This is a genomic window from Geodermatophilus marinus (genome assembly GCF_003428645.1).
GTDB lineage: Bacteria > Actinomycetota > Actinomycetes > Mycobacteriales > Geodermatophilaceae > Geodermatophilus.
Window position 1 is genome coordinate 27,824 of record NZ_QVQH01000026.1, and the last position, 18,545, is coordinate 46,368.

The window sequence follows — 18,545 nt, forward strand, 5'->3', positions numbered from 1 at the left end:
ACGGCACCGGGGTCTGCGACGATGCGGGCGTGGAGCTCGAGGAGACCCTGCTGCCCGGCGTCGGCGTCCGCTACGAGCTGCAGACGCGGGCGGGCCAGGTGCTGGCCATCGTCGTCCAGCGCGACGGCGGGGCGGAGGCCGCCGTCTACGACCGCCGCGACCCCGACCGCGCGCTCGGGGTGGTACGCCTGGAGCCCGAGGAGGCCGACGCGGTGGCCGAGGTGCTCGGCGCGCCACGGCTGACCCAGCGCTTCGCCGACCTCTCCAAGGAGGTGCCCGGGCTGGAGTCCGGGCGCTTCCCGATCCGCCCGGGCTCGGCCTTCGCCGGGCGGCCGTTGGGCGACACACGGGCCCGGACCCTCACCGGCTGCTCGATCGTGGCCATCGTCCGCGACACCGACGTCGTCCCCTCCCCCGGTCCCGGCGACCTGCTGCAGCCAGGGGACGTGCTGGTCGCCATCGGCTCGGAGTCCGGGTTGGAGCAGCTCGAGCACCGGCTGGCCCGGCCGGCCTGAGCCGGTGGAGCACGTCGCCGCCCTCCTGCTGGAACTGGGCCTGCTCTTCCTCGGGCTCGCCCTGCTCGGCCTGCTCGCCCGCCGGGTGCAGCTCTCGCCCGTCCCGTTCGTGCTGCTCGCCGCCCTGGCACTGGGCGACGGCGGCCTGGTCCCGCTGACCACGGCCCAGCCGTTCATCGAGGCGGCCGCCGAGATCGGCGTCGTCCTGCTGCTCCTGGCGCTGGGCCTGGAGTTCTCCCCCGACGAGCTGTTCGGCTCGCTGCGCCGCCACGGCCCCTCGGGGTTGGTCGACCTGCTGCTCAACGCACCGCCCGGCTTCGTCGCCGGGCTGCTGCTCGGGCTGCCCTGGGAGGGGGCGCTGGCGCTGGCCGGCGTCACCTACATCTCCTCGTCGGGGATCATCGCCCGGCTGCTCGGCGACCTGGGCCGGCTGGCCAACCGGGAGACGCCGGCGGTGCTGTCGGTGCTGGTGCTCGAGGACCTCGCGATGGCGCTGTTCCTGCCGCTGCTGGTGGTGGCCCTCGCCGGCGCCGGCCCGGCCGCGGCCGCCGGGGGCATCGGGCTGGCCCTCGGGGCCGTCGTCGTGGTGATCCTGGCCGCCCAGCGGCACGGGCACCGGCTCGGCCGGCTGATGGCCCACCCCGACGACGAGCAGGTGATGCTGCGGCTGGTCGGGCTGACCCTGCTGGTGGCCGGCCTGGCGCAGGCGCTGGGGGCCTCGGCCGCGGTCGGGGCCTTCCTCGTCGGGCTGGCCCTCCCGGAGTCCTTCGCCGACCGCGCCCGGGCCATCCTGGGGCCGCTGCGCAACCTCTTCGCCGCCACCTTCTTCGTGGCCTTCGGGCTGACCACCGATCCCGGGGAGGTGCTGCCGGTGCTGCCCGCCGTCGTGCTGCTGGGCGTGGTCACCGCGGCGACCAAGGTGGCCACCGGGTGGTTCGCCGCCCGCCGGGACGGTGTCGGCGTCCCGGGCCGCCTGCGCGCGGGCACGGCGCTGGTGGCCCGCGGCGAGTTCTCCATCGTCATCGCCGGGCTGGCGGTCGCCGCCGGCATCCCCGAGCTGGGCCCGGTGGCCACCGGCTACGTGCTCCTGCTGGCCGTGCTGGGCCCGGTGCTGACCCGCTTCGCCGAGCCGCGCGGCCTGCGCCCGGCCCTGCCCCGCTGACCCCTCGATGATCAGGTGACCCGGTCGTTGCCGGTCCTGGCTGACCGCGGCCCCGTCCAGGGCACCGCCCCGAGCGGAGCGAGGGGTGGGGAGGGCAGGGGTGCTTCCTCCGGCAACGGTGAGCCCGGAGCCCGCTGAAGGGCCTCCGGACGCACCGCGGGGCCCGGCCGGGTGCTCCCGGCCGGGCCCCGTGGGCAGCCGCGCTCAGGCGCGCGGGCCGCCCGCGGCGTAGACGACCTGCCCGGAGACGAACCCGGCGCCCTCGCTCACCAGGAACGACACCAGGTGGGCGATGTCCTCGGGCTGGCCGACCCGCTGCACGGGGATCTGCGCGGCGGCGCCCTTGATGAAGTCCTCGAACGGGATGCCCATCCGGTCGGCGGTCGCCTTGGTCATCTCGGTCTGGATGAAGCCCGGGGCGATGGCGTTGGCGGTGACGCCGAACTTGCCCAGCTCGATGGCCAGGGTCTTGGTGAAGCCCTGCAGCCCGGCCTTGGCGGTCGAGTAGTTGGCCTGGCCGCGGTTGCCGAGCGCCGAGACGCTGGAGAGGTTGACGACCCGGCCCCACTTGGCCTCGATCATGTGCTTCTGCACCGCGCGGGTCATGAGGAAGGCACCCCGCAGGTGCACGTTCATGACCACGTCCCAGTCGACCTCGGTCATCTTGAACAGCATGTTGTCGCGGGTGACGCCCGCGTTGTTGACCAGCACGGTCGGGGCGCCGAGCTCGGCGGCGACGCGGTCGACCGCCGCCTCGACCTGCTCGGCGTCGCTGACGTCGGCACCGACGGCCAGGGCGCGCCCGCCGGCGGACTCGATCGCCGACACGGTCTCCTTGCCGGCCGACTCCTCCAGGTCGAGCACGCCGACGGCGAAGCCGTCCTGGGCCAGTCGCACGGCCGTCGCCGCGCCGATCCCGCGGGCGGCTCCGGTGACGATCGCCACGCGGGTGCTGGTTGCCTCGGTCATGGGGTCCCTCTCTCGTCGGTTGCGCCGTCCGGCGTCCCCGACACGGTACGGCGGGCCCCCGCGGCACCTACCGGCCGGTAGCCCGACCCGCCGGGCCGGCCTCGGGAGGGCCCGGCGGCACCACGTCGACCCCGTCGAAGCCCTCCCCGGCCGGGGGCGGCACGAACCGCCGCGCGGTGCCCCGGAAGCCCGCCTGGCGGCACCCGCGCGCGACCGGTGCGGGCGTCGTTGCGGGCGGCGCAGGTGGCCGGCGGCGTGGCCAGCCACACCGCGCGGACGGCGACGCCCGCGGCGCGGGCCGCCGTTACGAGCGGGGCCCGCTCGGCCGGGGTCGGGTTCGTGGTGTCGACGACCACGCTGCGGCCGGCGGCGAGCAGCTCGGCGACCACCCGGCGCCGGGCGTCGGGCCCGTGGTCCTTGCTCACGACCGCGTGCGTCGCGGCGAGCCGCTCGCGCACCCAGGTCGGCTTCCCGCTGCCCTGGAGCCCGGCCACCACGACCAGCTCCGCGGCCGGCCCGCCGGCTACGCCGACCTCCGCAGCGGGGTCACCTCCGTGTCGTCGTCCGCACCGGGCCGCGGCGCGGGGTGCTCGACCAGCGCCAGGACGCGGCCGGCCATGAACCGGGCCGAGCGGACGGGGGTGCCGCCGCGGGTGGTCTCGGTGACCTCGACCAGGCCGCGGCCGTGGGTCACGTCCACCCGGCGGCCGGCCCGGGTGGCCTCGATCTCGTAGGTCCGGGTGCTGCCGCCGGCGTCGATCACGACCTCGACTCGATCGCCCTTCATCTCCACCTCCGGGGGATCCTGCCGGGCGGGCGCCCGGCCTGGGGACAACGTCCTCCAGGGGTCCGACATTCCGCGCTGACCTGCGCGTTCAGTCCTCGTGGTGGCGCCGGTGCGGCCGCGGGACGTGCAGCGCGCGGACCGAGGCCAGCGCCGCGCGGCGGCGGTCGGCGCGCTGCCGGGCCCGGCTGGTCCGCGGCGCGCGGGGCTCCTCCCGCAGCAGCGCGTCGAGCCAGTGGCCCCGGGGGTCGACGTCGACGAGCAGGGCCTTGACGAGCAGGGTCAGCGGGATGGCGAGCAGCGCCCCGAGCGCCCCGAGCACCCAGCCCCAGAACAGCAGCGCGACGAAGGTGACCGTCATCGACAACCCGACCGAGTCACCCACGAACCGCGGCTGGACGAGCGTCTGGACGACGAAGTTGAGCAGCGCGTAGACCGCGACGACGACCCAGAACTCGGTCCACCCGCCGGAGAGCAGGCCGAGGATGGCCGGCGGCACCAGGCCGAGCACGAACCCGATGTTGGGCACGTAGTTGGTGATGAAGGCCAGCAGCCCCCACACGATCGGCAGCGGGATGCCGATGACGGCCAGGGCGATCGCGTCGAACACCGCCACGATCGCGCCGAAGACCGTGCTCACCAGCAGGTAGCTGCGGGTGCCCCGGGAGAACAGCCCCAGCGCGATCGGCAGGTGCGGGCGCTCCGCGGCCACCAGCGCCAGCCGCCGTCCCCAGCCGCCGGACTCGATGGCCAGGAACACCAGGGCCGACAGCAGGAGCACCAGCGTGGTCGCCGCGTCGGTGACCCGGGTGAGCAGGCCGGTCGCGACGCCGACCAGCTGCCCGTAGTCGAAGTCGGCGACGAGGTCGGAGAGCTGCCCGGAGACGATGCCCCGGTCGTTGAGGTCGGTGACCACCTCGGCCAGCAGCACCTCGGCCTGGCCGGCGTAGTCGGGCAGCAGCGCGGCGAACTGCGCGATGGACACCACGAGGAGGGCCACGAAGGCCAGGAGCACCGCCCACACCAGCACGAGCAGGACGGTGGCGCCGGCCCACCGCGGCCAGCCCAGCCGCTCCAGGACGCGCTGCACGGGCATGAGGGCGATGACCACGACGAGGGCCACCAGCACCGGGCCGACCAGCCAGGCGATGGACCGGACGCCCGCGATCGCGATCGTGGCGGTCGCCCCACCGACGAGCAGGAGCAGCCAGCGCGGCAGGAGCCCCTCGGGTGCCTGGGGCGCCTGGGGCAGGACGCCGGGCGCCGGGGCGCCCGCCTGCGGCTCGGCGTCCGGCGCGGCGGGGGCCGCGGCCTCCCCGGCGTCCCCGCCCCCGGTCGGCGCCGGCTGCCCGGCGCCGCCCCGCCGTCCCTGCTGCACCACCATCTCCGACCTCCCCCGGGCCCCGTGTCCCAGGACAGCCTGACACCCTCCGCGGGCAGCGGTTCAGCGCCCCGTGCGGCCCGTGCGGCGTGGCAGCGCGGTCACCGCGGTCACGCGCCCCGGTCGGCGGCCACCCGGTCGGTGAGGGCGAGCACCCGGCGCCACACGTCCGCGCAGGCCTCGGCCCAGTCGCCGTGGGCCCGGTCGAAGAAGGAGTGCGGGGCGCCGTCGTACACGGCGGTCTCCACCTCGGCACCGCCGGTGCGCAACCGCCCGGCGAGCTCGAGCTGGTCCTCGACCGGGGTGGCGGCGTCGGCCCCGGCCACGACCAGGAGCGTGGGCCGGGTGGCGACGACGTCCCCGACCAGGGCGGGCCGGCCGTAGAAGCCGACGCAGGCGGCGAGGTCGACGTCCCCGCCGGAGAGCCGCCAGGCGTGGCTGCCGCCGAAGCAGAACCCGACGACCACGACGGGCAGGTCGGGCCGGTCGCGCCCGCGCAGGTGCGCGATCGCGGCGGTGACGTCGGAGTCGACGCCCGCGGCGGTCACGCGGGGCACGTGCTCCTGCCAGTCGAAGTCCGGCCCCCTGGTCCCGGCCTCCGGCACGCCCGCGGTGCGACCGAACCAGTCGACCGCGACGGCCGGCAGACCCGCCTCGGCGAAGCGCTCGGCGAGGGCGACGTAGTAGGGGTGCAGGCCGCGGACGTCGGGGAGCAGCACCACGCCGACCGAGGCCGTCCCGGAGGGGGCGGCCAGGGCGGCGGCGACCTCGGTGCCGTCAGCGGCGGTCAGCGTGAGCAGGCCGCGCTCGCCGACCGGCCCGGAGCGGGGCGGCGCCGGGGGGCGGCTGTCGGGGTCGTGGCACATGGGACCGGTTCTACCGGTGCGCCCCCCGGACCGCGCGTCAGCGGTCGGCCGCGGCGTCCGGGGCGTCGGGGTCGCCGCCGAAGATGCGGGCGGCCACCTCGCGCCGCGCCTCCGTCAGCCACGCGTGCTGGCGGTTGGCCTGCTCGATGAGGCCGTCGACGACCTCCGCGGCGACCCGGTCGTCGACGGCGGCCACCTCGCGCAGCGTCTCGAAACCGCTCCGCTTGGCCCGCACCGCCGAGGCGAGGAACTCGAACTCGACCAGGTCCGACAGCGGCGAGCGGGTCACCCAGCGCCCGTTGGGCTTGACCCGGCTGACCTTCTCCGCCGTCCAGAGCAGCACCTTCTTGATGTGCTGCACCGGCAGCCCGAGAGCGGAGATGACCCGCTCGAGCTCCTCGTTCTCCTCGTGCAGCTCCCGGCGCAGCTGCTCCAGCGGGGCCTCGTAGGCGCTGCCCCGGTGCACGCCGATCATCCGGCCGACCAGCTCGATGCCGCCGACGCTGGCCGCGAGGTGGTCGTTGAGGTAGACGGTGAGCAGGTCGGCGTTGCGCAGACCCGTGCTGGTCTCGGGCACGGCCACCTCCGGTGAGCGGGACATCGCACCCATTCTCGCCGCCCGGGGATCACCGCGCTCGACCGGTCCGGCTCAGCCCGCCGCCCGGTCGAGCAGCCGGGCGGCGGTGCGCCGCAGGTCGCGCTCGACCTCCCACTGGGCGGCCAGGAGCCGCTGGCCGACCGCCTGCCGGGAGATGCCGAGGGCCGCGGCCGCCCTCGCCTGCGTCCGCCCGGCGCACACGAGCTCGATCGCCTCCCACGCCTGGGCGCTGCGCCGCTGCACCAGCCCCGCCAGGGCGGTGAGGACGGCCTGCGCATCGGCTGCCTCGGCCGGGTCGGCCCCGCGGACCGCCAGCCGGGCCGGCCGCCGGCGGGCGGCCTCCAGCGCGCGCCGGGCGGCCGGCGCCGCGGCGCCGGGTCCCGCACCGGCGGGCCCCGCCCCGACCCCCACGGTCCGGCCGGGGCGGCGGACGAGCCGCAGGACCGCGTCGACCACCGCCTCGGACCCGTCGAGAACGGGCGGGACGGCGGGGTCCGGCCCGTCGACGGTGCCCAGCACGGCCACCACGAACGGCACGGGGAGAGCCTGGCACCCGGCACGCCCGCGACCCGGGAGCCGGGCCGGAGCGCCGCCGGCGGCGGGTCACGTCGCGGCGGCCACCTCGGGCGGGAAGCCGCCGGTGGCCACGGGCCCCCACCGCTCGACGGTCACGCGCAGCAGCGACTTGCCCTGCCGGGTCATGGCCGCCCGGTACTCGTCCCAGTCGGGGTGCTCGCCGCTGATGGCGCGGAAGTAGTCGACCAGCGGCTCGAGGGCCTCCGGCAGGTCCAGGACCTCCGCCCGGCCGTCGACCTGCACCCACGGGCCGTCCCAGTCGTCGGAGAGGACGCACAGGGAGACGGCGGGGTCCCGGCGGGCGTTGACCACCTTGGCCCGCGACGGGTACGTCGAGACGACCACGCGCCCCTGCCCGTCCAGGCCGCACGTCACCGGGGACAGCTGCGGGGACCCGTCGGAGCGGCGGGTGACCAGGAGCGCCCGGTGGCGGGGGCGCAGGAAGTCCTCGAGGGCGGCGCGGTCGACCCGGTCGGCGGTGGCGGTCTTCGGCATGGCCCGACGGTATGGCCCGACGGCGCGACGCGCCCGGGAGATCGTTTCCGGACCCGGTCGCGGGTACATGCTCGTGTCGTGATCGATCGCATGAGGCTCCGCTCCGGCCGGTCCGCCCGGGCCGACGTCCCCCACGACCGCCGCGACGCCTCCCCCGGGGACGAGGCGGCGCAGGAGGCGGCATCGCGGGACGCGGCGCGCGACCCGGGCCGCGCCGAGGCCCGGACTCCGGCGCCGGCCGAGGGCCGCGGGCCCCGGCTGCGCGCCGCCGTCCGGTCGCTGGCCGTGATCAGCGCCCAGCTGCTGCTCATCGTGGCCGCGGTCGTCGTGCTCGGCTGGGTGGCCGGGCGGTTGTGGGTCATCCTGCTGCCGATCGTGCTCGGCCTGCTGTTCGCGACGGTCCTGTGGCCGCCGGCCCGCTTCCTGCGCAAGCACCGCTGCCCGCCGGCGCTCGCGGCGGTCGTCGTCCTGCTGGGCTTCCTCGCCGCCATCGGCGGGCTGATCGCCTGGATCGCCCCGTCGGTGGTCGACCAGGGCCAGGAGCTCGCCGACGCCGCCACCGCCGCGCTGGAGGACATCCAGGAGTGGCTGCAGGGCCCGCCGTTCAACCTCGGGCAGGACCAGATCGGCCAGTACGTCGACCAGGCCATCAACTCGGTCCAGGCCAACGCCCAGAGCATCGCCGGCGCCGCGGTCACCGGCGCCTCGGCGATCGGGAACGGGCTGATCAACCTGGTCCTCGCCCTGGTGCTGGCGTTCTTCTTCATCAAGGACGGCCCGCGCTGGACGCCGTGGCTCTCGGCGCAGACCGGCCCGAAGGCCGCCCCGCACGTGGCCGCGCTGTCCTACAAGACCTGGACCACGCTGTCGGAGTTCATCAAGCAGCAGGCGCTGGTCGGCTTCGTCGACGCCTTCTTCATCGGGCTGGGGTTGTGGATCCTCGGCGTCCCGCTGGTGCTGCCGCTGGCGGTGCTGACGTTCTTCGGCGCCTTCATCCCGATCATCGGTGCCTTCGTCGCCGGCGGGTTCGCCGTGCTGATCGCGCTGGTCAGCAACGGGTGGACGACGGCGCTCATCGTGCTCGGCATCGTCATCCTCGTGCAGCAGATCGAGGGCAACGTCCTGCAACCGGTCATCCAGGGGCGCGGGTTCAACCTGCACCCCGCCGTGGTCATCCTGGCGGTGACCGCGGGGGCCAGCCTGGCCGGGATCATCGGCGCCTTCCTCGGCGTGCCCGTGGCGGCGCTCATCGCGGTCGTCTACCGGTACGTGCGCGACGAGCTCGACGGTCGCTCGCCCGAGGTCACCGAGGACGGCGACCGGCCGCGGGTCACCGGCGACGAGGAGCACGCCCGCGTGGTGCACGACCCGGTGGGGGACGGCGGCGACGGCGGCGCCCCCGAGCGGGGCTGACCCCGGGGCCGGGAATGCCGCGCGCGCCCGGGGGCTTGTCCGTGCAGGACACGACGGAGGAGGAGCCGTGCGCCACCACCCGGAGGACCTCGTGGAGTTCCTGCCCGAGGCCGAGCCGCTGCTGGGCCGCGAGGCCGCCGGCTCCCCCGGCGAGCGGCGCGGGCTGGTGCTGGTCCACGACCTCGCCGGGGAGTTCGACGCCGCCCACGCCGGTGCGCTGGCCGGCTCGCACCTGCTGGCCTCGCTGCCGTCGCGGGTGATCGCCCGCTTCGACGCCGACAGCCTGGTCGACTACCGCGCCCACCGGCCGCGGATGACCTTCGACGGCGACCACTACGAGTCCTACACCGCCCCGGAGATCCTGCTGCACGCGGTGGAGGACGACGCCGGCGAGACCTTCCTGCTGCTGCACGGCGCCGAACCCGACTTCGCCTGGGAGGCGTTCGTCGCCGCGGTGACCGCGGCGGTCCAGCGGCTGGGCGTGACCCGCGTGGTGGCCCTCCAGGCCATCCCGATGCCGGTCCCCCACACCCGCCCGGTGACCGTGACCGCGCACGCCACGCGGCGTGCCCTCATCGAGTCCTACCCGGTCTACTGGGGCGAGGTGCGCATCCCCGGCAGCGTGGCGGCGCTCCTGGAGCTGCGCCTGGGCGAGGCCGGGGTCGACGCCCTCGGCGTCGCGGCGCACGTCCCGCACTACCTGGCGCAGGCGACCTTCCCCGCCGCCTCGCTGACGCTGCTCGAGCACCTCGGCCGGCTGACCGGGCTGATCCTGCCGACCGAGGCCCTGCAGGAGGCCGCCGAGACCCACCGGACCGAGGTCGACGAGCAGATCGCCCGCTCGCCGGAGAACACGTCCGTGGTGGCGGCGCTGGAGCAGCAGTACGACCAGTTCGCCGCCGCGCGCGAGGGCAGCGACCTGCTCAGCGACCTCGGGGAGGTCCCCAGCGGCGAGGAGATCGGCGCGGAGTTCGAGCGCTTCCTGGCCGAGCAGGACCGCCGCGGCGACTGACCCCGGCCGCCGGGCGACCGACCCCGGCCGCCGGGGTGGGTCGGCTCAGGTCCGGACGGCGCGCGCCAGGCTGATGCCGAGGGCGCCGAGCACCCCGACGCCGGCGAAGACGTAGAAGCCCCAGGGGAAGGCCAGGCCGGCCGCGTACAGGGCGCCGGTGAGCACGGGGCCCACGATGGCGCCGACCCGCCCGGCCCCCGCCGACCAGCCCAGCGCGGTCGCCCGCAGCTGCGGCGGGTTGTTGGCGCTGACGAAGGCGTAGACCAGCACCTGCGCGCTGAACACGAAGCACCCGGTGAGGAGGACGAGGGCGTAGAGGCCCACCGTAGGCAGCCGCACGGACAGCAGCGCGAGGAACAGCGCACCCCCGGCGAACCACGCGATCCCGGCCCGCCGGGCGCCGACGCGGTCGGCCACGGCGCCGGCGACGAGCAGACCGGCTATCGCACCGACGTTGAGCACGAGCAGGAAGGCGAGCGCCGTGCCGAGCTCGTAGTCGGCCTCGCGCATGATGGTGGGCAGCCAGGTGTTCAGCCCGTAGACCAGCAGCAGGCCCATGAACGAGGTCACGCCGATGGCCAGGGTGTTGCGCAGGTGCTCGCCGGTGAACAGCAGCGAGAGCCGGAACGACGCGCCGCCGGCGACCGGGTCCTGCCGGGGGCGGGGCGCGGGCGGGGCCTCCAGCCGATAGCGGCGGGCGACGTCCTCGGCCTCCTCCCGGCGGCCCTGCGAGAGCAGGAACGCCGCCGACTCCGGCAGGTGGCGCAGCATGACCGGCACCAGCAGCAGGCCGGGCAGGCCGCCGACGACGAACATCCAGCGCCAGCCGACCGGCTCGACCACGACGATGGCCAGCGCGGCGGTCACCACCGCACCGACGTGGTACCCGGTCATGACGGTGGTCGTCGCCCGCCCGCTGCGACCGGCGCGGGTGAACTCGTTGACCATCGCGATGGCGGTGGGCAGGCAGCCGCCGAGGCCGAGCCCGGCGAGGAAGCGGAACACCCCGAAGACGCCCGGGCCCGGCGCGACCGCGCAGAGCAGGGTGAACAGCGAGAAGGAGGCCACCGCGCCGATCAGCGCCCGGCGCCGGCCGATCGCGTCGGTGATCGACCCGACGAGCAGGGCGCCGATCATCATGCCGACGAGCCCGACCGTGACCACGAGGGTCGACGCGGTGCCCCCCAGCCCCCACTCCTCCGGGGTCTGCAGGGTCGGCAGGACCGCACCCACCACGACCAGGTCGAAACCGTCGAGGAGCACCGCGATCCAGCAGAGCGGGGCCACCCAGCCGGCCGCCCGGGCCGCCGTCCCCCGCGTCGACGCCGACGTGCCGATCTGTCGACCCACGTCCCCTCCCCGTGCCCGGTCCGTACGACGGGACACTGGGTGCGCAGCGGACGCCTGTCGAAACCAGCCCTTCCACCCACCGGGAGACCGGACCGGACGGACGGTGGCCGGCCGGGACCCGGGACCGGCCCGCGGCCCGCCGCGGTCGTGCCGGGTCAGGCGAAGACGATCGTCCGGTCACCCTCGACGATGACCCGGTCCTCGACGTGCCAGGTGACCGCCTGGGCCAGGACCTGGCGCTCGACGTACCGGCCGATCCGGCGCATGTCCTCGACCGTCGCGCGGTGGTCGACGCGGGCGACCTCCTGCTCGATGATCGGCCCGGCGTCGAGGTCCGGGGTGACGTAGTGCGCGGTCGCGCCGATGAGCTTGACCCCGCGGTCGTGCGCCGCCTGGTACGGGTTCGCGCCGACGAAGGCCGGCAGGAAGCTGTGGTGGATGTTGATCAGGCGCTCGGGGAAGCGCGCGCAGAACTCCGCCGACACGATCTGCATGTAGCGGGCGAGCACGACGAGATCGACGTCCCCCACCAGCTCCAGTGCCCGCTGCTCGGCCTCCGGCTTGGTGCCGGGCGTGACCGGGACGTGGTGGAAGGGGACCCCGGCGCCGCGGGCCACCGGCTCGAGGTCGGGGTGGTTGGAGACGACGCAGGCGATCTCCGCCTGCAGGTCCCCGGCACGGACCCGGTACAGCAACTCCTGCAGCGCGTGATCGGTCCGGCTGACGAACACCGCCAGCCGAGGTCGGTGCGCCACCTCGGTCAGCCGCCAGGTCATCTCCCACTGCCGGGCGAGGAGGTCCAGCGCCCCCTCGAGCTGGTGCCGGCGGGCAGCGAGGTCCGCGAGGACGAACTCCAGCCGGAGCGTGAACGTGCCGCCCACCGGGTCCGAGGAGTGCTGCTGCGAGTCGGTGATGTTCGCGCCGACGTCGGCGAGGAGCCGGGAGAGGACGGCGACGATGCCCGGCCGGTCGGGGCACCGGACGACGAGGCGTCCCACGTCGGTCAGCCGCGCGTCGGGGGGACGGGGACTCGGCGGGAGCGGAGCGGACACGGGAAGGGAGGATGGCAGACCCTCGGTCGCGGTGCTGTCACCGGTCGCAGCACCGTCACCGGTCGCCGGGTCAGAACGGCAGTCAGCGGCGCAGGGACGCAGGCGCGGTCGTCGAGGTGGCGGCTCGGCGGGAAGTGCGGGAGCGAGGCGGGCGGGAGCCAGGCGGGCATGCACCGGGCGGACGACCCGCTCGGGCCGCGGACCTCAGGCCGGCGGCAGGACGGCGCGCCGGGCCCCGGCGACGTCGAAGAGGTCGCCGTACTCCTCGACCCGGGCCAGCACCTCCTCGGTCCGGAACCGCAGCAGCCCCGGGTCGGCGCCGTCGAGGACCGCCTCCACCTCGTCCCAGCCGATCGGCGTGGACACCGTCGCGTCCGGTCGGGCCCGCATGGAGTACGGGGCCACCGTGGTCTTCGCCGGGTTGTTCTGGCTCCAGTCGACCAGCACCTTCCCCGGGCGCAGGGCCTTCTCCATGCGCCACACCACCCGGTCGGGGGTCTGCGCGGACAGCTCCTGGGCGAGCGCCCTGGCGTAGCGGCTCGGGTGCTCCCGGTCGGTCACCCGGATCGGGGCGTAGACCTGCATCCCCTTGGAGCCGGAGGTCTTCACCACGGGGTCGAGCCCGTCGTCGAGCAGGCGCCCGCGCAGCCGGTCGGCGACCGCGCAGCACTCGCGGAGCCCGGCGTCCGGCCCGGGGTCGAGGTCGAGGACGAGCAGGTCGGGCAGCGCGGGCTGCAGGCGGCTGCCCACCTGCCACTGCGGGACGTGCAGCTCCAGCGCGGCGAGGTTGGCCGCCCAGGCCAGGTCGGCGACGGTCTCCAGGACGACCATGTCGAGGGTCTCGCGACCGCGGGAGGACCCCGGGCTGGGGATCCGCACGCGGCGCACCCAGTCCGGCGCGTGCCGGGCGCTGTTCTTCTCGAAGAAGGCCTGGCCCTCGACGCCGTCCGGCCAGCGGGTGAAGGTCACCGGCCGGCCCGACAGGTGCGGCAGCAGGACCGGGGCGACGCGCACGTAGTAGTCGATGACCTGCGCCTTGGTGAACGAGACCTCGGGGAAGAGCACCTTCTCCAGGTTCGAGACGTGCAACTGCCGCCCCTCCACCCGCACCAGCTGCCGGCTCACGTGACCACCGGTACCCGGTTCACCACTCCTCGACCACGTCCTCGGGGGCCACGTCGTCCCGCAGCCCCCTCCAGGACGGGTGGCGCATCCGGCCGTCGGCGGTCCAGACGGCGAAGGCGACCTCTCCGACCAGCTCCGGCTCCACCCAGCGGGCGTCCCGGGTCACCTCCCGCGGCAGGGCGTCGGCGAACGGCGACGTCCGCCGTGGGGTGACCAGCCCGCCGATGTCGCGCAGCGCCTGCGCGGTGAAGCCGGTGCCCACGTGCCCGGCGTAGACCAAGCGCCCCGCGTCGTCGTGGACGCCGACCAGCAGCGACCCCACACCCCCGGCCCGGCGCCCCTGCCCCGGCCGCCACCCCCCGACCACCACGGCCTGCGTGCGGAGGTTCTTCACCTTCCGCCAGTCGGGGCCGCGCACGCCCGCCCGGTACGGCGAGTCCAGCCGCTTGGCGACGACGCCCTCCAGCCCGTTCTCCCGGCTGGCGGCCAGGACCGAGGCCCCGCCCCCGCGGAACCACGGGGTGGTCACCCACCGCTCCCCGGTCGGGGCGAGCCCGTCGAGCCGTGCCCGCCGCTCGGCGTAGGGCCGCTCGGTGAGGTCCTCCCCATCGAGGGCGAGCAGGTCGAACACCAGGTAGGTGACCGGCGCCGCCGCGGCCATCCGGGCCACCTCGGGCCCGGTGCGGTGCATGCGGCCCTGCAGCACCCCGAAGTCCGGCCGGCCGGCGGGGTCGAGCGCGACGACCTCCCCGTCGAGCACCGCCTCGCGGCCGCTCAGGGCCGTCGGGAGCCGGGTCAGCTCCGGGTAGCGGACGGTGATCTCGGTGCCGCTGCGCGCCCACAGCGCCGGTCGCCCGTCGGCGACGACGGCGACGGCCCGGACGCCGTCCCACTTGAACTCGTAGCCCCAGCGCCGGTCCTCCGCGGCGGGCGGCAGCTCCCCGGCGGTGGCCAGCATCGGCGTCGGCGCCGCCGGCACCGCCCGCCCGGCCGGGGGGACCGACCGGGCGGTGCGCGCCGGGTCCCGCCCCACGCGCTGCTCGGCGGGCGGGTCCCCGCGGCGGGTCCGGGCGGGCACCTCAGGCGCTGCGGCGGGCCCGCTTGGCCGGCTGCTCGTCGGTGCCGGTGGCCTTCTTCGCCGTCGCCTTCCGCGCCGTCGCCTTCCGCGCCGTGGTCTTCCCCGCGGTGGCCTTCTTCGCCGTCGCCTTCCGCGCGGGCGCCTTCTCGGCGGCGGGCTTCTCCGCGGTGGCCTTCTCCGCGGTGGCCTTGCGCGCCGCGCGCCGCGTCGGGGCCTCGTCGTCCCCCGGCGAGGACGCCGCGCCCCGCCGGGCGGGCGTCGCCTTCCGTGCCGCGGTGGCCTTCTCGGCGGGGGCCCGCCGGGCCGGCGCCTCCTCCTCGGCGCCGCCGCGGGCCGCCTCGACGCTGCGGCGCAGGGCGCTCATGAGGTCGACGACCGCGGCGCCGGAGTCGGCGGTCTCGGGCAGGGGCTGCACGTCCCCGCCGGTCTGCTTGGCCTCCAGCAGGGCGGTCATCGCCACGCGGTAGTCGTCGGTGAACTCGGCGGGGTCGAAGTCGCCGGTCATCGACCCGATGAGCGCCTCGGCCATCTGCAGCTCCTGCGGCCGGGGCGCGACGTCCTCGTCCAGGAAGGCGAAGTCGGGACGGCGGATCTCGTCGGGCCAGCGCATCGTGTGCAGCACGAGCACGCCCTCGCGGACCCGCAGCGCCGCGAGCGACTCCCGCTGGCGCAGCGCGATCTTCGTGATGGCCACCCGGCCGGCGTTCTCCAGGGCGTCGCGCAGCAGCACGTAGGGGCGCGTCGCCGGGCCGTCGGGTTCCAGGTAGTACGTCTTCTCGAAGTGGATCGGGTCGATCTCCTCCTGGTCGACGAACTGCAGGACCTCGATCTCCCGCCGGGTGGCCAGCGGCAGCTCGTCGAAGTCCTCGTCGGTCAGGACGACCAGCTGCCCGTCGGGCAGCTCGTAGCCCTTAGCGATGTCGCGGTACTCGACCTCCTCGCCGTCGATCGAGCAGACCCGCTTGTACTTGATCCGCCCCCCGTCGGTGACGTGCACCTGGTTGAAGCGGATGTCCTTGTCCTCGGTGGCGGAGTACAGCTTCACACCGATGCTGACCAGGCCGAACGACACCGCCCCACGCCAGATCGACCGCATGCCGCTCTCCTCGCCAGGTGCACCGTCCTCGCCGCGGCGGGGAAGACCGGGCGGCCAAGATCACAGGATAGGCGCGGGTGGGGGGCCGTGGCAGCCCGAGCCGCCCGCCGTCCTCCCGACGGGTCAGCCGCCGTCCTGCCCGCCGCCCCCCGTGCCGGCGCTCTGCACCGCGTCGTAGGCGAACTGCAGGACGTCGGACCCCGCGACCGCGGTCATGGTCAGCGCGGCCAGCCGGGTGGCCCGGGGCGCGGCGACGTAGCTGAGCACGAAGCCGGTCCCGACCCACTGCGCCAGGCAGAACGGGCAGGTCACCAGCTCGCCGACGGCGTGCTTCCAGCCGTGCTCCACGCGGACGCCCTCGGCCAGCTCCGCCTCCCCGGAGGCCCCGCCGAAGCTGGCGAACGGCGCGCGCAGCGGGCTGGTCACCGGGTCCTTCGCGATCCGCCGGGCCAGCCGGAAGGTCCCGACGGTGAGCAGCACGGCGTCGCCGAGGGGGATCCGGTCCGGGAGCGGCCGGCCGGAGGCCCGCACCGCCGCCGCGGCCGCGGCCACCACCGTCGTGTAGACGCTCATGGCGCCCAGGAACCCGCCGAGCGGGCGGTCCTCCCCGTGGCTGTAGGCGTGCTGCTGGGCGCGGGCCCACCGGCGCACCGGCGCACCGATGCGTTGGACGTCGTCTGCGATCGCCATGGGTTGCGCGCTACCCGTCCACCCGCGGCGGCATGCGGCCGACGCCACGCATGGGCCGGGGGCGGTCGGGTAGGCGCACGTGCAGTCGGCGGCCGGGACCGGCCGCACCCCGAGACGAGCACCGCCTGACGAGGAGGCACCGCATGACCCAGCCCGAGGGCCAGACCGCCCGCGACGTGTTCCCCGAGGACGAGGGCGTCCCCGAGGTCTCGCAGGACGACTCGCCCACCCAGCGGCGCAACGAGGACCCGGAGTTCGCCCCCGTCCCGCGGGAGGACCCCGGCGCCAGCGTGGACATCGGGACCACGGCCTTCGAGCAGTCCGAGGGCGAGTCGCTGACCGGCCGCCTCGACCGGGAGGTGCCGGACGTGCAGCCCGGGGTACGGACCGCCGAGGACCCCGAGCGGGCCTCGGTGCAGCTGGAGCAGGACACCTCGACCACCCCGGAGTCGGACTCCGGGACCAACCGGACCGCGGACGACGTCGAGGCCGCCGGCGACCTGCCGGTGGGCGGGGAGAGCGCCGAGGAGGCCGCCGTCCACACGACGGACGGCTGAGGCGGCGCTCCCCGCTCCCGGGGACCGGTCCGGCGCTCCTCCGGAGCAGGCCCGCGGGCGACCCCGGCGGGGGGCCGGGGGCGGCACGACGGTGTGACACGGCGACGACGACCGTCGCCGTGGGTTGGCGCGTGGCCTGGGCTGTGTCTACTTTGGTGCAGCGGTTGAGCAGGCAGCCGCTCGCGTGCCGGAACCGACCCGGCACGCAGACGACCGGCAACGTGCGCAGACGGGGGCCACCACGCCGCGCGTCCGCCCCGGCGGTAGATTGGCCGGGCGGTAGCGCCGCGGGGCGCCGCCGCTGAGAGGAGCTCAGCCCGTGACCACATCCGACCTGCCAGCCGAGGGGCAGTCCGACGTGCCGGCCGACGGCGCCGAGGCGCCCTTCGACGACGTGATCACGCTGTCGACCGCCACGAGCGAGGACGGCGAGGTCACGGTGACGGTCGTCGGTGAGGTCGACACGTTCACCGCGCCCGTGCTGCGGTCCTCGCTCGACACCCAGCTCGAGCAGCAGCCGAAGGCCCTGGTGATCGACCTGTCCGGGGTGCAGTTCCTGGGCTCCGCGGGCCTCGCCGTCCTGGTGGAGACCCAGAAGTCGGCCCGCTCCCGCGACGTCGACCTGCGCCTGGTCGCGACCACCCGGGCGGTCACCCGCCCGCTGGAGGTCACCGGCCTGATCGACCTGTTCACGATCGTCGACGGCAGCGCCCGCTGACCACCCGCCCGGGCCGACCGGCCCGGGACGACCCGCGCGACGAGGCCCCGCTCCGGCGGGGCCTCGTCGCGTCGTGCGTCAGGCGCTGAGCAGGGCGCAGACCGCCGCCTCCACGACCCGCTGGGCCTCCCGGTCGTCGTCCGCCCCGGCCGCCTCGGTGAGCGCGTCGGCCACCGTCTCGCCGTTCTCGTACCGGTCCACCACGCGCGGGTCGACGTAGCTGGCCTTGCAGACCGCGGGCGTGTTCCCCAGCTGCTCGGCCACCTCCCGGTAGGCGGCGTTGACCGTGCGCTTGCGCGCGGTCCGGCTGCGCGGGGGCGGCGCCTCGGCCAGCCGGGCGGCCATCAGCACCGTGGCGTTCCACGTGCGGAAGTCCTTGGCGGTGATCTCGGCGCCGCTGACCTCCTTGAGGTAGGCGTTGATCTCGTCGCTGGTGACGTCGCGCCACCCGTCCGGGGTCTCGTAGGCCAGGAGCTCCTCGCCGGTGTCGTCGGGCCGCTCGAGCAGGTGCCGGACGACGGTGGCCGTGGGCCGGTCGACGATCTCCACCTCCCGCTCGATGCCCCCCTTGGCCGTGTAGCGGAAGAACGTCCGCTCCCCGCGGACGGTGACGTGCTCCCGCCGCAGGGTGGCCAGGCCGTAGGTGCCGTTCTCCTCGGCGTACTCCTCGCTGCCGATGCGGAAGGTGCCCAGGTCCAGCAGGCGCAGGGCGCAGGCGAGCACCCGTTCCCGGTTCAGCCCCCGGGTCCGCAGCGCCGCCGCGATCGAGTCGCGGACGTCGGGCAGCTGGTGGGCGATCTCCAGCACCCGCTCGTGCTTCTCGGCGTCCCGCTTGGCGCGCCACGCGTCGTGGTAGCGGTACTGGCGGCGGCCGGCGGCGTCCAGCCCCGTCGCCTGGATGTGCCCGTTGGGCCAGGGGCAGATCCACACCTCGCGCCAGGCCGGGGGGATCGCCAGGGCGCGCAGCCGGTCGAGCCGGTCGTCCCTGATCAGCGCCCCGGTCTCGTCGTAGTAGGCGAACCCGCGCCCGGCCCTCCGTCGACGCCACCCGGGGCCGTGCACGTCGCTGCGCCGCAGTCTCACGGGCGGTGGATGCGCACCGCGGGCC

Annotated in this window: 21 protein-coding genes; 6 read left to right on the top strand and 15 right to left on the bottom strand. The window is 75.8% G+C overall.

Annotation, left to right across the window (positions count from 1 at the left end; genetic code table 11):
* The first annotated feature begins 29 nt into the window (after nucleotides 1–29).
* Both D0Z06_RS20760 and D0Z06_RS20765 read left to right on the top strand, forming a co-directional pair.
* A complete protein-coding gene (locus D0Z06_RS20760; protein WP_117379453.1) occupies nucleotides 30–515 on the top strand; it encodes a cation:proton antiporter regulatory subunit in 486 nt (161 codons plus the stop codon).
* Between the two features lie 4 nt (nucleotides 516–519).
* Nucleotides 520–1,677 (top strand): cation:proton antiporter, encoded by a 1,158-nt coding sequence (locus tag D0Z06_RS20765; RefSeq protein WP_117379454.1) that lies wholly within the window; start codon nucleotides 520–522, stop codon nucleotides 1,675–1,677.
* Nucleotides 1,678–1,881: 204 nt separating this feature from the next.
* Here D0Z06_RS20765 and fabG read toward each other — a convergent pair whose 3' ends face one another.
* From fabG to D0Z06_RS20805, 8 genes are all read right to left on the bottom strand, one after another.
* A complete protein-coding gene (gene fabG / locus D0Z06_RS20770) occupies nucleotides 1,882–2,646 on the bottom strand; it encodes a 3-oxoacyl-ACP reductase FabG (protein WP_117379455.1) in 765 nt (254 codons plus the stop codon).
* Nucleotides 2,643–3,143 (bottom strand): AAA family ATPase, encoded by a 501-nt coding sequence (locus tag D0Z06_RS20775; RefSeq protein WP_370453377.1) that lies wholly within the window; start codon nucleotides 3,141–3,143, stop codon nucleotides 2,643–2,645. Before D0Z06_RS20775 ends, fabG begins: the two co-directional genes overlap by 4 nt.
* Before the next feature lie 26 nt (nucleotides 3,144–3,169).
* Nucleotides 3,170–3,433 (bottom strand): hypothetical protein, encoded by a 264-nt coding sequence (locus D0Z06_RS20780; protein ID WP_117379486.1) that lies wholly within the window; start codon nucleotides 3,431–3,433, stop codon nucleotides 3,170–3,172.
* Between the two features lie 88 nt (nucleotides 3,434–3,521).
* On the bottom strand, nucleotides 3,522–4,814 hold the full coding sequence (locus tag D0Z06_RS20785) for an AI-2E family transporter (protein ID WP_117379456.1): 1,293 nt from the start codon (nucleotides 4,812–4,814) through the stop codon (nucleotides 3,522–3,524).
* 107 nt (nucleotides 4,815–4,921) lie between these two features.
* Entirely contained in the window at nucleotides 4,922–5,677 is a 756-nt protein-coding gene (locus tag D0Z06_RS20790) for a dienelactone hydrolase family protein (protein WP_117379457.1), read from the bottom strand.
* A gap of 37 nt (nucleotides 5,678–5,714) precedes the next feature.
* Nucleotides 5,715–6,278 carry a hypothetical protein gene (locus tag D0Z06_RS20795; RefSeq protein WP_117379487.1) on the bottom strand — a complete coding sequence of 188 codons (564 nt, stop codon included), beginning with the start codon at nucleotides 6,276–6,278 and terminating at the stop codon, nucleotides 5,715–5,717.
* A 48-nt stretch (nucleotides 6,279–6,326) separates the two neighbouring features.
* Entirely contained in the window at nucleotides 6,327–6,812 is a 486-nt protein-coding gene (locus D0Z06_RS20800; RefSeq protein ID WP_117379458.1) for a hypothetical protein, read from the bottom strand.
* Nucleotides 6,813–6,878: 66 nt separating this feature from the next.
* A complete protein-coding gene (locus D0Z06_RS20805) occupies nucleotides 6,879–7,346 on the bottom strand; it encodes a PPOX class F420-dependent oxidoreductase (protein WP_117379459.1) in 468 nt (155 codons plus the stop codon).
* Between the two features lie 78 nt (nucleotides 7,347–7,424).
* On the opposite strand from D0Z06_RS20805, the gene D0Z06_RS20810 reads away from it, so the two are divergent.
* Both D0Z06_RS20810 and D0Z06_RS20815 read left to right on the top strand, forming a co-directional pair.
* On the top strand, nucleotides 7,425–8,759 hold the full coding sequence (locus tag D0Z06_RS20810) for an AI-2E family transporter (RefSeq protein ID WP_233517855.1): 1,335 nt from the start codon (nucleotides 7,425–7,427) through the stop codon (nucleotides 8,757–8,759).
* Nucleotides 8,760–8,826: 67 nt separating this feature from the next.
* Entirely contained in the window at nucleotides 8,827–9,771 is a 945-nt protein-coding gene (locus tag D0Z06_RS20815) for a proteasome assembly chaperone family protein (protein ID WP_117379460.1), read from the top strand.
* A 45-nt stretch (nucleotides 9,772–9,816) separates the two neighbouring features.
* On the opposite strand, the gene D0Z06_RS20820 is transcribed toward D0Z06_RS20815, so the two are convergent.
* From D0Z06_RS20820 to D0Z06_RS20845, 6 genes are all read right to left on the bottom strand, one after another.
* Nucleotides 9,817–11,121 carry an MFS transporter gene (locus D0Z06_RS20820; protein WP_199522454.1) on the bottom strand — a complete coding sequence of 435 codons (1,305 nt, stop codon included), beginning with the start codon at nucleotides 11,119–11,121 and terminating at the stop codon, nucleotides 9,817–9,819.
* 155 nt (nucleotides 11,122–11,276) lie between these two features.
* A complete protein-coding gene (gene purU / locus D0Z06_RS20825; protein ID WP_117379461.1) occupies nucleotides 11,277–12,173 on the bottom strand; it encodes a formyltetrahydrofolate deformylase in 897 nt (298 codons plus the stop codon).
* Nucleotides 12,174–12,377: 204 nt separating this feature from the next.
* Nucleotides 12,378–13,298, bottom strand: a complete 921-nt coding sequence (ligD, locus tag D0Z06_RS20830) for a non-homologous end-joining DNA ligase (protein WP_117379462.1) — start codon at nucleotides 13,296–13,298, stop codon at nucleotides 12,378–12,380.
* 19 nt (nucleotides 13,299–13,317) lie between these two features.
* Complete coding sequence (gene ligD / locus D0Z06_RS20835; protein ID WP_233517856.1) at nucleotides 13,318–14,376, bottom strand: non-homologous end-joining DNA ligase; 1,059 nt, start codon at nucleotides 14,374–14,376, stop codon at nucleotides 13,318–13,320.
* A gap of 1 nt (nucleotide 14,377) precedes the next feature.
* Nucleotides 14,378–15,472: a non-homologous end joining protein Ku gene (ku, locus tag D0Z06_RS20840; RefSeq protein WP_117379463.1), complete on the bottom strand. Its 1,095-nt coding sequence runs from the start codon at nucleotides 15,470–15,472 to the stop codon at nucleotides 14,378–14,380.
* A gap of 123 nt (nucleotides 15,473–15,595) precedes the next feature.
* Nucleotides 15,596–16,162, bottom strand: a complete 567-nt coding sequence (locus D0Z06_RS20845) for a DUF1360 domain-containing protein (protein WP_117379464.1) — start codon at nucleotides 16,160–16,162, stop codon at nucleotides 15,596–15,598.
* Between the two features lie 143 nt (nucleotides 16,163–16,305).
* Between D0Z06_RS20845 and D0Z06_RS20850 the strand changes: the two genes are divergently transcribed.
* Both D0Z06_RS20850 and D0Z06_RS20855 read left to right on the top strand, forming a co-directional pair.
* The gene (locus D0Z06_RS20850) at nucleotides 16,306–16,719 is read left to right on the top strand and encodes a hypothetical protein (protein ID WP_117379465.1); all 414 of its coding nucleotides are present in this window, start codon (nucleotides 16,306–16,308) and stop codon (nucleotides 16,717–16,719) included.
* 319 nt (nucleotides 16,720–17,038) lie between these two features.
* The gene (locus D0Z06_RS20855) at nucleotides 17,039–17,437 is read left to right on the top strand and encodes an STAS domain-containing protein (RefSeq protein WP_117379466.1); all 399 of its coding nucleotides are present in this window, start codon (nucleotides 17,039–17,041) and stop codon (nucleotides 17,435–17,437) included.
* A gap of 78 nt (nucleotides 17,438–17,515) precedes the next feature.
* Here the strand turns inward: D0Z06_RS20855 and D0Z06_RS20860 are convergent, their stop codons facing one another.
* Nucleotides 17,516–18,520 carry a DNA topoisomerase IB gene (locus D0Z06_RS20860; protein ID WP_233517857.1) on the bottom strand — a complete coding sequence of 335 codons (1,005 nt, stop codon included), beginning with the start codon at nucleotides 18,518–18,520 and terminating at the stop codon, nucleotides 17,516–17,518.
* Nucleotides 18,521–18,545: the final 25 nt, after the last annotated feature.

What these genes read in the sequence shown, in the direction of transcription:
- fabG (WP_117379455.1), bottom strand. Translation starts at nt 2,646, where the DNA reads ATGACCGAGGCAACCAGCACCCGCGTGGCGATCGTCACCGGAGCCGCC.
- D0Z06_RS20780 (WP_117379486.1), bottom strand. Translation starts at nt 3,433, where the DNA reads ATGAAGGGCGATCGAGTCGAGGTCGTGATCGACGCCGGCGGCAGCACC.
- D0Z06_RS20785 (WP_117379456.1), bottom strand. Translation starts at nt 4,814, where the DNA reads ATGGTGGTGCAGCAGGGACGGCGGGGCGGCGCCGGGCAGCCGGCGCCG.
- D0Z06_RS20790 (WP_117379457.1), bottom strand. Translation starts at nt 5,677, where the DNA reads ATGTGCCACGACCCCGACAGCCGCCCCCCGGCGCCGCCCCGCTCCGGG.
- D0Z06_RS20795 (WP_117379487.1), bottom strand. Translation starts at nt 6,278, where the DNA reads ATGTCCCGCTCACCGGAGGTGGCCGTGCCCGAGACCAGCACGGGTCTG.
- D0Z06_RS20805 (WP_117379459.1), bottom strand. Translation starts at nt 7,346, where the DNA reads ATGCCGAAGACCGCCACCGCCGACCGGGTCGACCGCGCCGCCCTCGAG.
- ku (WP_117379463.1), bottom strand. Translation starts at nt 15,472, where the DNA reads ATGCGGTCGATCTGGCGTGGGGCGGTGTCGTTCGGCCTGGTCAGCATC.
- D0Z06_RS20845 (WP_117379464.1), bottom strand. Translation starts at nt 16,162, where the DNA reads ATGGCGATCGCAGACGACGTCCAACGCATCGGTGCGCCGGTGCGCCGG.
- D0Z06_RS20850 (WP_117379465.1), top strand. Translation starts at nt 16,306, where the DNA reads ATGACCCAGCCCGAGGGCCAGACCGCCCGCGACGTGTTCCCCGAGGAC.